This is a genomic window from Pseudomonas alkylphenolica (assembly GCF_016009175.1).
Taxonomy (GTDB): domain Bacteria; phylum Pseudomonadota; class Gammaproteobacteria; order Pseudomonadales; family Pseudomonadaceae; genus Aquipseudomonas; species Aquipseudomonas alkylphenolica_B.
Window position 1 is genome coordinate 67,356 of record NZ_JADUCM010000008.1, and the last position, 14,581, is coordinate 81,936.

General features: G+C 62.1%; 12 protein-coding genes. 2 read left to right on the plus strand and 10 right to left on the minus strand.

Annotated elements, in window-relative coordinates; all coding sequences use genetic code 11:
- Window positions 1–17 precede the first annotated feature (17 nt).
- The 10 genes from I5S59_RS10065 to I5S59_RS10110 all read right to left on the minus strand — a co-directional run bounded on the left by I5S59_RS10065 (window position 18) and on the right by I5S59_RS10110 (window position 12,833).
- Window positions 18–1,133: a polysaccharide lyase gene (locus I5S59_RS10065; protein WP_197876457.1), complete on the minus strand. Its 1,116-nt coding sequence runs from the start codon at window positions 1,131–1,133 to the stop codon at window positions 18–20.
- Window positions 1,124–2,521, minus strand: coding sequence for an alginate O-acetyltransferase AlgX-related protein (locus I5S59_RS10070; protein ID WP_197876458.1), 1,398 nt, complete (start codon window positions 2,519–2,521; stop codon window positions 1,124–1,126). Before I5S59_RS10070 ends, I5S59_RS10065 begins: the two co-directional genes overlap by 10 nt.
- A gap of 8 nt (window positions 2,522–2,529) precedes the next feature.
- Window positions 2,530–3,174, minus strand: a complete 645-nt coding sequence (locus I5S59_RS10075) for an alginate O-acetyltransferase AlgF (protein WP_197876459.1) — start codon at window positions 3,172–3,174, stop codon at window positions 2,530–2,532.
- Between the two features lie 19 nt (window positions 3,175–3,193).
- On the minus strand, window positions 3,194–4,288 hold the full coding sequence (locus tag I5S59_RS10080; protein WP_197876460.1) for an alginate O-acetyltransferase: 1,095 nt from the start codon (window positions 4,286–4,288) through the stop codon (window positions 3,194–3,196).
- A gap of 9 nt (window positions 4,289–4,297) precedes the next feature.
- Window positions 4,298–5,725, minus strand: a complete 1,428-nt coding sequence (locus I5S59_RS10085) for an MBOAT family O-acyltransferase (RefSeq protein ID WP_197876461.1) — start codon at window positions 5,723–5,725, stop codon at window positions 4,298–4,300.
- A gap of 14 nt (window positions 5,726–5,739) precedes the next feature.
- Window positions 5,740–7,197: an alginate export family protein gene (locus tag I5S59_RS10090; protein ID WP_197876462.1), complete on the minus strand. Its 1,458-nt coding sequence runs from the start codon at window positions 7,195–7,197 to the stop codon at window positions 5,740–5,742.
- The gene (locus I5S59_RS10095; RefSeq protein ID WP_197876463.1) at window positions 7,194–8,645 is read right to left on the minus strand and encodes a tetratricopeptide repeat protein; all 1,452 of its coding nucleotides are present in this window, start codon (window positions 8,643–8,645) and stop codon (window positions 7,194–7,196) included. Before I5S59_RS10095 ends, I5S59_RS10090 begins: the two co-directional genes overlap by 4 nt.
- A gap of 20 nt (window positions 8,646–8,665) precedes the next feature.
- Window positions 8,666–9,832, minus strand: coding sequence for a PilZ domain-containing protein (locus I5S59_RS10100; RefSeq protein ID WP_197876464.1), 1,167 nt, complete (start codon window positions 9,830–9,832; stop codon window positions 8,666–8,668).
- Between the two features lie 15 nt (window positions 9,833–9,847).
- Window positions 9,848–11,371, minus strand: coding sequence for a glycosyltransferase (locus I5S59_RS10105; RefSeq protein ID WP_197876465.1), 1,524 nt, complete (start codon window positions 11,369–11,371; stop codon window positions 9,848–9,850).
- Window positions 11,372–11,525: 154 nt separating this feature from the next.
- Window positions 11,526–12,833 (minus strand): nucleotide sugar dehydrogenase, encoded by a 1,308-nt coding sequence (locus I5S59_RS10110; RefSeq protein ID WP_197876466.1) that lies wholly within the window; start codon window positions 12,831–12,833, stop codon window positions 11,526–11,528.
- Window positions 12,834–13,456: 623 nt separating this feature from the next.
- Here I5S59_RS10110 and I5S59_RS10115 point away from each other — a divergent pair.
- Together I5S59_RS10115 and uvrY are read left to right on the plus strand one after the other, a co-directional pair.
- A complete protein-coding gene (locus tag I5S59_RS10115; protein WP_197876467.1) occupies window positions 13,457–13,861 on the plus strand; it encodes a helix-turn-helix domain-containing protein in 405 nt (134 codons plus the stop codon).
- An 81-nt stretch (window positions 13,862–13,942) separates the two neighbouring features.
- Window positions 13,943–14,581 (plus strand): UvrY/SirA/GacA family response regulator transcription factor, encoded by a 639-nt coding sequence (gene uvrY / locus I5S59_RS10120; RefSeq protein WP_197876468.1) that lies wholly within the window; start codon window positions 13,943–13,945, stop codon window positions 14,579–14,581.

The following is a 14,581-nucleotide window of genomic DNA, read 5'->3' on the forward strand; positions in this document are numbered from 1 at the left end:
GGCGGTTCGTCCTTGGGTTACGGCAATGGGGGATACAGCGGCTTGATCGGGCCGCCAATCTGGCTGTAGTTGTCGACGTCGCCGTCTTCGCTGTCATACAGCTGGCGCGCCAGGCGGTTGTCCGGGGCACGCTGGAGGAAGGGGATCAGCCAGGCCAGTTTGTACGGGGCCACGGCAATCTGCGACTGGCCCTTGAGCTCGGGCAGGTTGTCGGGGTCGAGAATGCTGCGTGCGGCGAAGTTGCCGAGCAGTTCCAGGGTGTGCTGGTCGTCGTCGCTCCACGGCAGGCCGTTGGCACGCGCCGACTCGGCCAGCAACACCAGCGGCACCAGCGCGTACTGGCTGTAGGTCGCGGCCAGCTTGCCGCGGGCCACTTCCAGCGGCAGGTAGGCATAGCTGCCGTCGCTGCCCTTGACGGCTTGCTGCAGGCCAAGGCGCAGGTTGCCGTCGGCCCACTGGATGAAGTCGTCGCGCTGAATCAGCATGCCGGTGGCAGCCACCGCCCAGGCGGCCCAGTAGTCATGGTTGTTGAACCAGGCAAAGCCTTGTGCCCGGCGCGGTTGGTACTCGGCGATGATGCGTTCGCCCAACTGCCGGAACCAGTCTTTTTGCTGCGCCGACAGCTGCAGCTTGCCGTCGCTGGCGGCCTGGGTCATCAGCAAGGCCGAGGCCATGGCGGCCACCGCCCACTTGCGCGCCGCCATGCCGGTGCTGCTGGCATCGGGGTTGAGCAGGGCGCCGGCTTGCGCCCACTGCTGCAGCCACTGGTCCTGGCAGGCCAGCGCCATGTTGGCTTGCTGGGGCGACTTGGCCCGCTGGAAGCGCTTGCTGGCATAGATCAGACCACCGATGAACTGCTTGACCTGCTTGCCGATTTTTTCGCTGTCGGCATCGGGCTGGCTGCGCAGCGTTGATTTGCTCGCATCGCGCTGGTCGTACTTGCTCTGCATCTGCAAGCTGCCGGTGTAGGGTTCAGGCGCTTGCTGGCTGCACTGCAGGGTGCGGTAGTCGGCGATCATCGCCGACTGCGCGGTGGCCCGTGGCGGCCAGATCGAACTGGCCGCCAGGCTGTGACTCAGCTGCAGGCTGGCGCACAGGCCCAGGGCCAGTGCGCTCCAGGTTTTTACAGGCATAGTCGGGTTTCCACCTGGGTGGCAGCGCTGCCGGGCTGGGTCGGCTCCATGAACACCGCCAACAGGTTGGCCCCGGCAAATTCCTTGGCGCGACTGAGCTCCAGGTAATACTGGCCGCCGGTTACCACCGCTTCACGGCGGAACCAGACCTTGTCACGGGCACCGTTGTCGTAATAGACGATCACGTAGAAGTCCTTGACGTTCTTGTCGCTGATGCGGATGTCGAGGAAGCCACCGTTGACGTTCTTGCGCGCGTCACCCGCATTGCTGAGCAGCTCGATGCGTTCGTTGACCTTCAGTGCCGGGCGCTGCAAACGGTTGGCCATGACTTCGGTGGACACCGGGCAGCCGCCTTTGACTGCCGGGATCAACTGGCGGTACATCAGGTCGGAGTCCAGCTGGTAGTTGGCCGGCAGCTCCCAGATGATCAGCTTGGGTGGTGCCTTGGGCTTGTAGTTCTCCGACAGCAGGTACTCGAGCAGCGAGCCGTCCTGGCCGACGCCGGGCAGGGCGTAGTTGAGGATGTCGACGTCCAGGTACTGCTTGAGGTAGCCGTCGAAGTTGAACTGCTTGCTCTCGTCTTCACGGGCGGCGGCGTTACTGTCGCCAACCAGAATCACCTGCGGGTCCGGCGCCTCGTCGAACAGGGCATCGGCGCCCTGGTCCTGCGGGATGGTCTGGAAACCGCGCACATACTGGAAACCGTAGTTGTTGCCGCAGATGTAGCTCAGCGCCAGGTTCAGCGTGCCGTCCTTGGGCACCATCACGCCGGGTTCGGTGCGGTACTGCTTTTTATCCAGTGCGGCATAGAACGGCTGGCGGCGCACCTCGTCGGCCAGCAGGCGGGCGGTGGCTTCGGCACCGGCTGGCGTCCAGTGGTGGTCGCGGCGGAAGAAGAACTCACCCTTGGGCGGTGTGTGCACCAGCTGCATCATCGGCGCCACCACGGCGCCGCCGCTACGCAATTGCTTCAGGTAGGCGTCGAGGTTGCCGCTGGCGCGGGCAAAATCGAAGCCGTGCAGTTTGTCGGCATACAGTTTGTCGCGGTGCATCAGGCCACGGGTCGGCTGGATGGCCATCGCCACCTGGATGCCCTGGCGATGGAAGGTATCCATCAGGCGCTTGAACTCGGGGCGCATGGGCGCCGGGATGCCAAAATCGTTGGTCAGGTCGACGGCCGAGCGGAACAGCCAGCGGTCCTTGCCCGGGACGATTTCGCGCATCAGCTTCATGCGGCCTTCGGTGTACTGCTGAGGATCGCTCAGGGCGGTACAGGTCAGGCACTCCAGCCCCTTGCACGTGGCGGGCGGGGCAGTGTCGGCTGCCGCGCCGTGCACGCTGAACAGCGTGCTGGCGGCGGCAAGGCCAAGGGCGAAAAGACTCTTCATGGTGCCACTCACTCGCTCGGGTCGATGCTGTTGGCCAGGCTCATGCTGCGATAGCCGGCGCCCTGGGGCAGCAGCACGTAGCTGTAGGAGCGGCCTTTCTTGAGGAACAGTTCGTCGAACTGGGCGACTTTCTGCTGATCGTCATAGGCGGCAAAGCCGATCTTGATTTCGTTGACCAGGCGGCTGCCGGTCTGGTCCTTGCCGAGGGTGTCGACCACCACACTCTTGCCGTCGACGGTTTTCAGCGCGACCTTGGCCGGGGTCAGGTTGTAGAACGCAACCTGGGCTTTTTTCGGCTCGTTGATGTACTTGTCGGCGATCAGGGTCAGCGTGTTGCCGTCATAGACCACGGTGCTGGCGGCGTTGGCGGTGAGCCGCGGTTCGATGGCCTTGCTGCCGACGGCGATCTTGTGGGCGCCGGCCGGGGTGAAGCGGTAGCCACTCAGTTGGCCGGCAGCGACGCGCTGCGGGTTGACCTTGCCGCTCAGGGTCACGTCGATGTTGCTGTCGGACAGGTTCAGCACCCGCACAAAGGCGGAGTCGGCGGGCGCCACGGCGTCGTACAGGTCGGCATTGCCTTCGGCGGCCATGCCTTGGGTGCTGACCAGCAACAGGGTACTGGCGGTGAGCAGGTGCTTGAGCGAACGGTGCATGGTGATCTCCTTGAAATTGTCAGAAGTGCTGGGTCTGGCCTGGCCGGCTCAGCGAGCCCAGGCGATGGGCAAGCAGGGTGCGCAGGGGGAATTCCCAGACCACGGTATCGATCTGCGGGTTGTTCAGGTCGTCGCTGGCGAGGAACTGCTGCATGGCCTCGAACGGGCCGCGCGCCTCCACCGCCACGCTGAGCAGGTCGCGGTTAAGCGCCTCCTTGAGAAAACCGGTGAAGTTCCAGTCATCGATCTTGCTGTAGCTGGTGCCCACCAGCAGCAGGCTCTGTTGCTCGTCGGCAAACAGCGCATCGGTGCTCTGCTCAGCCTTGAGGGTTTCGTACAGGGCAATCTGGCTGGGGCCATACTGCGGGGCCATCTGCGCGTGGTTGAACTGGATGTAGTTCATCAAGTCGCCCTTGACGGTTTTGTCCGCGACCTTGTGCGACACGTAACGCTCATCACCGAGCAGCTCCGGGCGCTGACGCGCCAGCTCGTAGGCCGTCAGGCGCGCGCCTTCCGGGCTCCAGTGGGTGTCGGACTTGAGAAACAGCGACGGGCCGGCGAGGTTGCCGAGGAACGCCGCACGCAGCGGCGTAACCTCGATCGAGCGTGCCTGCAGGCCGGCGACAAACCGGTCGTAGAGGCTGATGGCCCGCGGGTCGACGGCACGCGCGGCGTGGGCTGCGTAAACATCCACTTTCATCGGCAACGGCAGCAGGATCAGGCGCTTGTTGTGCGCCTTGAGTTGTTGCTCGACCTCGGCGATCTGTGCCAGCTGGCCGTCCAGATTCGCCTGCAGGTTGTTCGGTACGCGGTATTCCTGGTTGGTGAACAACCAGCCGTCCTTGCCCAGCACCACGCCTTTGGTGCCTTCGCCAAACAGTCGGTACTGGGCGTTGGCCCAGAGCTCTACCGAAGGCTCGCGCAGGAAGAAGCGCTTGTCATAGACCTGCTCGAACTTGCGCAGCAACTTGCCATCGACAAACAGGTTCCAGGCATCGCTCTGGTTTTTGGCGAAGCTGAACACCGGCGGCAGCGAGTAGACGAACATTCCCGCCAGCACCACGGCAAACAGAATGCCGTTGACCTTGCTCGCCGAATTCATGACCGGGTACATGGCCATCTCCTAGAACTGAAAATACAGAAAGGGTGAAAAGGAGTTCGCCGCCAGGCTGCTCAGGGCCAGGCCGAAACCGGCCCACAGCAGCACGGCCTTGAGGCCGCCGACATGCTGCATGAAGTACTGCTCTTTATTGCCGGCGTAGAAGCGCACGTTGTTGCTGCCGGCCAGCACCAGCCAGCACAGGGCGACGGCGGCAAACGACATGGCCATCTTCGACGCGCCGAGCACGTACACGTCCAGCGAGCCGAAGCCATTGAGGCCGAACAGCGCCTGGTAGATGTCCAGGCTGTGGCGCAGGTCGTTGGTGAAGAACAGCGGCATGCTCAGGATGATCAGCAGGAAGGTGCGCACGTTGCGCCCCAGGTGGTAGGGCGTGGTGACCTTGGTGGCGAGGTTGAACTTGCGCTCGATGACCATGCCCAGACCAAAGAACAGGCCCCAGCAGATGAAGGCGAAGCTTGCGCCGTGCCACAGGCCCGACAGCAGCATGGTGTAGACCAGTGCCGGCAGGGCACCGGCCACGCGTTTGCGCACCAGTGGCATGTACACGTAGTCACGCAGGAAATGCGCCAGGGTCATGTGCCAGCGCGCCCAGAACTCGGTGATGCTCTGCGACACATAAGGCTGGTTGAAGTTTTCCGGAAAGCGGAAACCCATCATCAACGCCAGGCCCAGGGCCATATGGCTGTAGCCGGCAAAGTCGAAGTAGAGCTGCAGGGTCGACACCACCAGGCCAAACCAGGCATCGCTGAACTGCAAGGTGCCTTCGCTGATGAATAGCACGTTGATCGGTGCCAGCTGGTCGGCGATCAGCACCTTCATGATGAAGCCGAGCATGAAGCGGCACACCCCCAGGGAAAACAGCTCCAGGGAGTGGGTACGCTGGCGCAGCTGCGGTGCCAGCTGGCTGTAGCGCAGGATCGGGCCGGCGACCAGGTGCGGGAACAGCGCGACAAAGGCGGCAAAGTCGATGAAGTTGTTCGTCGGCGTCGCGTCTTTGCGGTAGATGTCGACGATGTAGCTCAGGGCATGGAACACGTAGAAGGAGATGCCCAGCGGCAGGAAGATGGTCTCCAGGCTCCAGGTGTTGATGCCCAGCGGGGCGAGCAGGGCGGCCAGCACTTCAGCCCCGAAGTTGGCGTATTTGAAGTAGCCCAGGGTCGACAGGTTGCCGACGATGCCGATCCACAGCAGGCGCAGGGCCCAGCGTTTATCGCCGGCATCCAGGCGCCCCTTGATGCGCAGGCCGAACCAGTAGTTCCAGTAGGTGATGGCAACGAACAGCAACAGGAAGTCCGGACGCCACCAGGCATAGAAGATGTAACTGGCGGCGACGATCACGGTCGAGCGCCACTGTGGCCGCGACAAAAAATACACGGCGAGGAACAGCGGCAAGTAAAGAAACAGGAAGACGTTGGAGGCAAAGATCATCGGAAGGACCGTCCTTAGTAGCTGATCACGACGCCGACGCTCAGCTGGTAGTCGTCGCCGCTGTCCAGGGCGTTGCCGGCCTTGAGGTAGCTGGCGCTGACCAGGGCGTTGACGTCCAGGTGCTTGCCGTCGATGGCCACCGGAAACATCTTCCAGTAGTAATTGAGGTCGAACATCTGCCCGACATCCTTGCCGCCCTGGTAGGTGTTCCTGCGCAGCTCTTCGTTGCGTTTGCTGCGCTGATCGCCATCGATACGCACGGGCAGGGTGCCGTCGGCATCGCGCAAGGTCAGGTCGGTTACGCGCAGGTCCAGGGCGCTGCGCGGCGTCGGGTTGGTTTCCAGGCTGACGCCGTAGTAGCTCAGGTTGCGCAGGTCGAGGCTGATGAATGAGCTGGTCAGGCGCGTGCTGTAGCTGCCCTGGCGGGTAATGCGGTCGGACTGGATGGCATTGAGGCGGAAGCCGTCGTTGTCGTTGCTCGGTTTGTCGGTGAGACCGCCGCGCAGGGCCACCCGTGGTGTCCAGGGCAGATCGTGAAAACGTTTGCCGATTTCGCCGAGGGCCGCCCAGCCGCTGGCCGAATGGCCGGTGCTGGTGACGCCGTTGCCATCGGTGTTGTCGACCTTGCCGTCGAGGGCGGCCAGTTCCAGGTGGTAGTCGCTGAACAGCGGGCTGACATCCAGGTTATCGCCCTTGAAGAACACGCCATAGCGCATGCCCTTGAAGTCGTAGCGGTCTTCCGGGTCGTGGCCGCTGTGATCGTTTTCGTGCATCAGGCGTGCGCCGGCCCAGTTGTTCTCGCTCCAGCGGTAGGCGTACTCACCCATCAGGTAGGTGGTGCGCTCTTCGCTGTCGGCCAGGCTGTTGACGTCGCTGTTGTAGTTGTAGAACTTCTGCCCCACCGCAAAAAAGCCACGGGAAAAAGTGTCGTTGTAGTTGAAGCGCAGCGACTCCAGGCTGTCGTCCCACCAGATGCCGTAGTCATCGAAGTAGCGTTGGCGACCGACCGACAGCGAGAAGCGCGGGTCATCCCCAAGCAGGTTGCGTTTGACGTACAGCTCGCGCAGCTCGGCGTACCAGCCTTCGGGCTGTTCGCGGTCGAAACTGTTGCTGTTCTCGTTCTGGGTGCTGATCGACTGGCTGGAGTCGTAGTTCAGCCACAGGCGGCCATAGACCATCCATTTGGCCCAGCGCTTTTCCGGTGAATACCAGGCAAAGGATGGCTCGTAGCGCAGGCTGTAGAACATTTCGCGGCTGCGCCCGACCTCGGAGTTTTCCGGGCCGTAGCCGGTCTGCACGGTCAGTTTGTTGAAAAACTCTGACGTGATCACCGGCGCACTGCCGTCGTTGCTGGCCACCCGTACAGGTTCGTTGCTGTCGGCCTCGGGGCCGGTGATTTCTTCGGCGGCCAGGGCCGGGCACAGCGGTGCCAGTGCCAGCAGGGCGCCGAACAGGGAGTGATGCGCTTTCACAGGGTTGCTTCCTTCAACAGATCGGCACGTGCCGCCAGGGCACGCTCGATGTCATCCTTTTTAAGGGTCTTTTGCAGGCGCTTGATCAGGCCGCGTGCACCGTTTTCACCGAGCGCCAGGGCCACCTGGGCATAGGTGTAGGCCTTGACCGGGTCATGGCAGACGGCGCGGCCGTAAGCGTGCAAGGTGGCCATGCGGTACCAGGCGGCGGTGGAGCCGGCCTCGGCCTGGGCCTGGAAAATCTGCAGGGCCTTGTCCTGGTCCGGCTCGTCTTCCACGCCCTTGCTGTAGTACTCCGCCAGCAGCAATTGGGCGTCGGGGTAGTTGCCGGCGATCAGTTCATCGATCAGCGCGCGGGCTTTTTCCGGGTCCAGGGTCAGCCAGTTGTTGACCATGTAGAACGACGCCTGCAGCGCTTTGGCGCGGGTCGGTTCACGGCTTTTCACCTGGTCGATCAGGGCTTGGGTTTCCTCGGCGTTATGCTCGGTGGGGTTGGAGATCATGAAGTTGGTCCTGGACACCATGGCCGGTACAAAGCCCCGCTCGGCGGCGTTGTCACGCCAGCGGTGGGCTTCGGCCCGGGCGGTGTCGAGGGTCTCGCCGCGGGCTTTTTCCATCGCCAGCTGGGCGGCGTCGGGTGGTACCCGGGCCGGGCCCATGGCACGGGTCTGGCGCTCGTAGCGGTCGGCTTCAAAATCGGCGCGCTGCACGCTGTTGATGCTGTCGAGCAGCGAGCCGATGCGGTGCACGATGTCGACCGGCAGGGTGGGTCGCCGGGCTTCCAGGCTGCGGGCAAACGCCGGGAAGGCGCGGTCCTGGTCGTCGCCGAGAAAGCGGTAGTAGCGGTCTATCGCCCGGACATCCACGGCCACGGCCTGCTGGTACTCGAGCTCGGCGCGCTGCCGGTCGCCCTCGCGTTCAGCCAGCACCGCCCGGTACAACTCGGGGCGGCAGTTGAGCAGGCACGCTTGCTGGTACAGCGCGAGCAGTTGTCGGGCCTGTTCGGTGGAGACCAGTTGCGGGTAAACCAGGAACACCTCAAGGGTGGTGCTGGTATTGCGCGGGTCGAGGTTGGCCGGGTAGCGCGTCAACGCCTGGGCCATCCACTCGCGCTGGCCCGCTTGCAGGCTCGGGGTACGGTCGAGCAGGCGCGCCAGGGAAGCCAGTGCCGGAACCTGCCCACGGCCGTCTGCGAACGCGTCCTTGTACAGCGTGATCACCTCCTGGCGGTTGGCGCCATCGGTGTTGGCCAGGACATCGCCGAGCAGCAACTTGGACGCCAGGTCGCCACGTTCGGACAGCACGCGCAGGTCGCCACTGACATTGGCGCTGGGGTCCTTGTACAGCGCATAGCGCACCTGCTCCAGGCTCTGGCTGGCCGAAGCAACGCCGGCACCAGCGACACACAGGCCGGCGAGCAGCAGGCGGGAGGGGATCATCGCGTTCATTGCCATTCCTTCCTTCGTGCTCAGCGCGACGCCGTGAACGGCAAGCCCAGGAACAGGTCGACCGCGACCGGTTTCTGGTAGGCCTGACGTGGCAGCGGGGTGTCCGGGGCAATGGTCAGGGCCAGGTTCTTGTTGGCCTCATCTACATGCGAGTCGACGACTTTGCCGGTGAAATGCTCGTCGAGGCCGAACACCTTCAGGTCGACCGAAGTCACCCGGGAAATGTCGTCCAGTTTGTCGAACGGCACGTTGGCGGTGACGAACAGCGCCTCATCGCGCGGCAGCAAATGCATCAGTGGTGCCTGTTTGTAGCCGTAGCCGTCCAGCGGCTTGCCGGGGAAGTAGACGTCGCAGTCGCACGGGCTGTTGATCACGGTTTCGATGGTCGCGCGGCCGAGCAGGGTCTGCAGGTCACCGGGCGACAGATCGGCCACGGCCTTGATGTCTGCCGGGCTGGTGAAGCTGGTGGCCAGCTGGGTGGACACGCTGGCCAGCGGCTGGGCGGCCTTCACCTCGTTCTGGCCGGGCTGCATGAGGTATTTCACGTAGCCGTTGTCGGGCATGCTGATGACCCGGGCATTGGCCGACACCTGGGCTTGTACCGCCGGAATGCGGAAAAACAGCTGGTAGCTCTTGTAGGCGACAAAGCCGAGGGCAGCCAGGCCCGCCGCGGTGTACAGCAGGGTGCCGGCCACGGCCTTGAAGCGATCGCCGCTGCTGCGTGCGCTGGCGTGCTGCTGCTTGCGCTCCTTGATGTAGTTCTCGCGCTGCATCACGTTGAACAGGCCATTGATGTCGGCAATCTCGCCCGACAGGTAGGCGCTGATGATGTAGCGCAAAATGTCACGCTTTTGCGCGTCCAGATCGACGAACTGCGCGCCGACTTCTTCCCCGCGCTGCGACACGATCCGCACTTTGCCGTCCAGACTCAGGTTGACCTGGTTCAGGCGCAGGCGGATCGAGGCGTTGTACAGGCTGCCAATGGTCAACGGCTTGTCGTGGCGCAGGCCGATACCGCCCAGGGAAATGTCCTGCAGGCTGGTTTCGACCGTGGGCTGGCCTGCTGCGGTCAGGGTCACGTGGGCGTCGATGCGGGTACGTACATACTGGCGCTCGTCAATCGCTTCATGGACGACGTTGGCAGCGGCTTTTTTGCCAGGGATTACGGGTGTACTTGAGCTACTCATGGCAGGCGCCTTTCCTTAACGTTGCGTGAGTTCGAGAAGAACCGAGATGACCCCGAAGAAGATCGCGATGGACGAAAACAGCATCGCCTTGGAGGACCAGCGGTTCAGGGCGGCATCGAAGTCGACGCTACCGTTGCTTATCGTGGTTTTCTGTCGGGTCCAGCGCTGTTGGTCCATGTGGAACAGCGCATAGATTTTCATCACCGAGCCAACAATCTGGTTGTAATAAAGAACGAACGGGTACACCGGGCTCACCGGGTGGCCGGCGAACAGAAACAGCACGGTGACAATGCTGCGCGACAGCAGCACCCAGAACAGGTACACCAGCAGGTACTGGATACCGAACACCAGGCCGGCCACCACCGAGGCGGTCAGGCCCATCAGGCAGGTCCACATCGACACGCGCTGATCGAGCAGCACATACAGGGTGAACAGGCCCAGTCGCGCACGGCCGAGCAGGGCAGTGGCGCGGAAGTTCTGGCGCAGGGAGTTGCCGTACCAGCGAAACATCAACTGGCGGGTGGCGCGCCAGAAGCTGTTGTCTGGTGGATGCTCGACGGTCAGGGTGTTGCTGTCGGGCACGTAGAAGGTGTCCCAGCCGGCGCGCATCAGGCTCAGCCAGGATGATTTGTCATCGCCGGTGAGGAACTGGAAGCGGCCCAGGCGCCAGTGCTCGAGAAAGTCGGCCTCAACGTCGCGGATAAAGTCCGGATCGGTCATGACACTGGCGCGAAAGAACGACAGCCGCCCGGTCAGGGTCAATACCCGGTGCGACAACGCCATCGAACACATGTTGATGTGACGCTGCACGAAGCGCATCGAGTGCCACTGACGCATCAGGCTGCTGCCTTCGACTTCGCAGAACTCGTTGGTGGTCAGGCCGCCCACTTTGGGCAGGTAGGCGAACAGCTTGACTGCGCGCTCGACGCAGCCAGGCAGCATCATGGTGTCGCCGTCGACGACGCCGACCACGGCATTTTCCATCGGCATCTGCCGGGACAGGGCGCGAAACGCGTGGGCCAGGCCATCACGTTTGCCGGTACCGCGGGCACGCACGATGACCAGCTTGATGTCATCGCGATCGCTGACTTCGTTGCGCATGATCTCTTTGATGAACTGCTCGTCGCCCTTTTCCACGATCGAGGCAATCACCGTGCATGGCACCTTGAGCCGTTGCACTTCCTGGAACACCGACTGGTACACCTTGAAGGTGGTGTGGGTGGGGATGCGAAAGCTGGTAACCACCATGAACATGTGCGACGGCAAGGCGGCGTCGCCCATGCGCTCGACGGCCTTGCGCATGCGCGGGAACTTCCAGTGCAGGAAGTACATGCCGCGGCTGAAGTGGACAAAGGCGTTGCCATAGCGCCACATGCCCAGGGTGCCGATGATGAAGATGAAGCTGTGGTGACTCGGATCCAGATACGCCGGGGCGATCATCTCCGAGGCCAGGGCGATCAGGCCGAACAGGCAGGCCCAGGAGCAGAAACTCGCGGCTGCCCGTCGTGCGCCTGAAGGCGGTTGTTGCTGACGTTCCATCTAGCGCTTGCTCCGTTGAACAGGCGCCTGAGCCTGAGCAAAAAGCGCACGTGCCGGGCCCGGCCGCAGGGCGGCAGGCAGTCGATGGCAAGTGTTCTGTTCGCTCAGGCGCAGGCCTGGGTGCGTGCGGGGTGTGCTGATGCAACCCTTGGCGTTACCAGCAGATACCCTGTTGGTGGGTGGTGCTGCCGTGGGGCATGAAGCCGACCAGGTCGATGACCTGTTTGTCGGTGGATGCTTCCAGGGCCAGGGCGAAACGCTCGTCGTTGTTGCCCAGCACAATCACGTCGGCGTCACGGATCACCTGTTCGAGGTCGCTGCAGAGCAAGGACGACACGTGCGGGATCTTCGATTCGATGTAGTCGCGGTTGGCCCCGAACACCCGGGCGTACTCGACGTTACTGTCGTAGATACTCAGCTCGAAGCCTTTGCCGATGAGCATCTCGGCCAGCTCCACCAGCGGGCTTTCACGCAGGTCGTCGGTGCCGGCCTTGAAGCTCAGGCCCAGCAGCGCGATACGGCGCTTGTCCTGGCGGGCGATCAGATCGAAGGCATTGCGTACCTGGTTACGGTTACTGTCCATGATCGAGGCCAGCAGCGGGTGCTCGACGTCCAGTTGACCGGCGCGGTAGGTGAGGGCGCGTACGTCCTTGGGCAGGCACGAGCCGCCGAAGGCAAAGCCCGGGCGCAGGTAGTAGCGCGACAGGTTGAGCTTGTAGTCCTGGCAGACCACGTCCATGACTTCACGGCCATCGACGCCGGAGGCCTTGGCGATGTTGCCGATCTCGTTGGCGAAGCTGACCTTGGTCGCGTGCCAGACGTTGCAGGTGTACTTGATCATTTCGGCGACTTCGATCGACTTGCGGATCACCGGGGCATCAAGGCCTTTGTACAGTGACTCGAGCAGGTCGCCGGACTGCTGGTCAAGCTCACCGATCACAGTCATGGCAGGGAAGTCGTAGTCCTGGATGGCAGTGCTTTCACGCAGGAACTCGGGGTTCACTGCCACGCCGAAGTCGATGCCTGCACGTTTGCCGGAGGCTTGCTCGAGCAACGGGATGACCACATTCTTGGCGGTGCCGGGCAACACGGTACTGCGCACCACGATGGTGTGGCGGCTGGCCTTGTCGCGCAGGGCCTCACCGATTTGCTGGCATACGGCTTCCATGTAGACCAGGTCGAGGTCGCCGTTTTTCTTGCTGGGGGTACCGACGCACAGCAGGGACATCTCGGTGGCTAGCACCGCCGCCTGGACATCGGTGGTGCCGCGCAGACGACCATGATTCACGCCGTCGAGCAGCAGTTGTTCAAGCCCGGGTTCAACGATGGGCGACTTGCCCTGGTTGATCATGTCGATCTTGGCCTGGGAGATATCAACCCCCAGCACCTGGTGGCCACGTGCAGACAGACAACCTGCACACACGGCACCTACATAGCCCAGCCCAAAAATACTGATATTCATAGTTCCCTCTTCCGGACACAGCAATACTGAGCCGGTTACTCCATTTATCGGTGATGTCGACGCGACGAGCACGCATAAACTAATCGCGCTTTGATCAGGCGATGGTCGTGTTGTTCGTTGTCTTGTTTTTATCCTAAGGGAGTTGTTTTTAGTTCGGCAAGCACTCTTGTCTAGTTAATTAAAATTAACTTGATAATTACTGGTTAAGTTTAAAAAACTGTTAAAAATCAACGACTTAAAGTTGTCAATAAGTTATATGTCAAAAAACAGGCTATCCGCCATATGTCGTATTTATGGCGTCAAATAATTGGTTTTTACTGTTTTTCAGGTGCCCGGGAGGATTTTTGCTTTTTTTCTCTAGTTGGTCTGGAACTTTCTTTAATTATGTTAGACGGTGTTTTCGCTGCCGCAATTAACTCAACTGGGCGATATTGAAGTGCCATCTTTTCTCTGGTGCAAGGGGATACAGGTCAACATCCTTGTGCGGACAAGCACAGACACGTCATGCCATATAGCGGCTTGTGCAGCCTTCCCGTTCTTGTGCATAGTGCCCGGCCAGGGCCTGAGCTGCGGGCTTGGGTGGATGACCCAGATGGATGACGTCTCAAGGAATTTGTACAGCAATGAACGGAATCGGAGCCCGGCTACGGGAAGAGCGGGAGCGCTTGGGGCTGACCCAGCGCGTGTTCGGTGACATTGGTGGTGTCGAGCCCAATGCCCAGGGCAAGTACGAAAGCGGCGAGCGCACGCCCAAGGCGGACTACCTGGCCGCAGTGGCCGCCCGTGGCGTGGATGCATTGTATGTACTGAGCGGTGTGCGTACGCCGGTAAACCCCGGCAGCCTCAACCCCGAGGAAGACCGCTTGCTCGATTGCTACCGGCAATTGGCGGCGCTTGATCAGGCCGCAGTCCAGCAATTGCTCGCCAGCCTCGCCGCGGCTCTACCCCGGGCGTGTACGAAGATGCCTGGCGCGCGACCGATGGTTTTCGGCCACGTGGCGGGCAAGCACAAGTCGGCGTCGTTGTGATGGTGTGTTCCGTTAGCTCTGGCGTGTGGTTTTTTGCTAAGGTGGCGGGATCCAATTGTCGCCGTGGTGCGAGGTGTCTGCTTGATTAGGGTACTGGTGGTCGATGACCACGATCTGGTGCGTACGGGCATCACCCGCATGCTGGCCGATATCGACGGTTTGCAGGTAGTGGGTGAGGCCGACTCTGGCGAGGCTTCCTTGAAGGTGGCGCGAGAGCTCAAGCCCGACGTGGTCCTGATGGACGTGAAAATGCCCGGTATCGGTGGCCTTGAAGCCACGCGCAAGCTGTTGCGCAGCCATCCCGACGTGAAGGTGGTAGCGGTGACCGTCTGTGAAGAAGACCCGTTCCCCACCCGATTGTTACAGGCCGGTGCTGCGGGTTATCTGACCAAGGGCGCAGGCCTGGATGAAATGGTCCAGGCCATTCGCCTGGTGTTCGCCGGGCAGCGCTACATCAGCCCGCAGATCGCCCAGCAACTGGCGCTCAAGCCCTACCAGCCACAAGGCTCGCCGTTCGATGCGCTATCGGAGCGGGAAATCCAGATCGCCTTGATGATTGTCGGCTGCCAGAAAGTGCAGATCATTTCCGACAAGCTGTGCCTGTCGCCGAAAACGGTCAATACTTACCGGTATCGGATTTTCGAAAAACTCTCGGTTACCAGCGACGTCGAACTGACGCTGCTGGCCGTCCGCCACGGCATGGTCGACGCCAGTCTCTGA

Excerpts from the sequence above, each read along its gene's own strand:
- I5S59_RS10105 (WP_197876465.1), bottom strand. The coding sequence starts at position 11,371 with ATGGAACGTCAGCAACAACCGCCTTCAGGCGCACGACGGGCAGCCGCG.
- I5S59_RS10075 (WP_197876459.1), bottom strand. The coding sequence starts at position 3,174 with ATGCACCGTTCGCTCAAGCACCTGCTCACCGCCAGTACCCTGTTGCTG.
- I5S59_RS10080 (WP_197876460.1), bottom strand. The coding sequence starts at position 4,288 with ATGTACCCGGTCATGAATTCGGCGAGCAAGGTCAACGGCATTCTGTTT.
- I5S59_RS10100 (WP_197876464.1), bottom strand. The coding sequence starts at position 9,832 with ATGAGTAGCTCAAGTACACCCGTAATCCCTGGCAAAAAAGCCGCTGCC.
- I5S59_RS10115 (WP_197876467.1), top strand. The coding sequence starts at position 13,457 with ATGAACGGAATCGGAGCCCGGCTACGGGAAGAGCGGGAGCGCTTGGGG.
- I5S59_RS10065 (WP_197876457.1), bottom strand. The coding sequence starts at position 1,133 with ATGCCTGTAAAAACCTGGAGCGCACTGGCCCTGGGCCTGTGCGCCAGC.
- I5S59_RS10085 (WP_197876461.1), bottom strand. The coding sequence starts at position 5,725 with ATGATCTTTGCCTCCAACGTCTTCCTGTTTCTTTACTTGCCGCTGTTC.
- I5S59_RS10070 (WP_197876458.1), bottom strand. The coding sequence starts at position 2,521 with ATGAAGAGTCTTTTCGCCCTTGGCCTTGCCGCCGCCAGCACGCTGTTC.
- I5S59_RS10110 (WP_197876466.1), bottom strand. The coding sequence starts at position 12,833 with ATGAATATCAGTATTTTTGGGCTGGGCTATGTAGGTGCCGTGTGTGCA.
- I5S59_RS10095 (WP_197876463.1), bottom strand. The coding sequence starts at position 8,645 with ATGAACGCGATGATCCCCTCCCGCCTGCTGCTCGCCGGCCTGTGTGTC.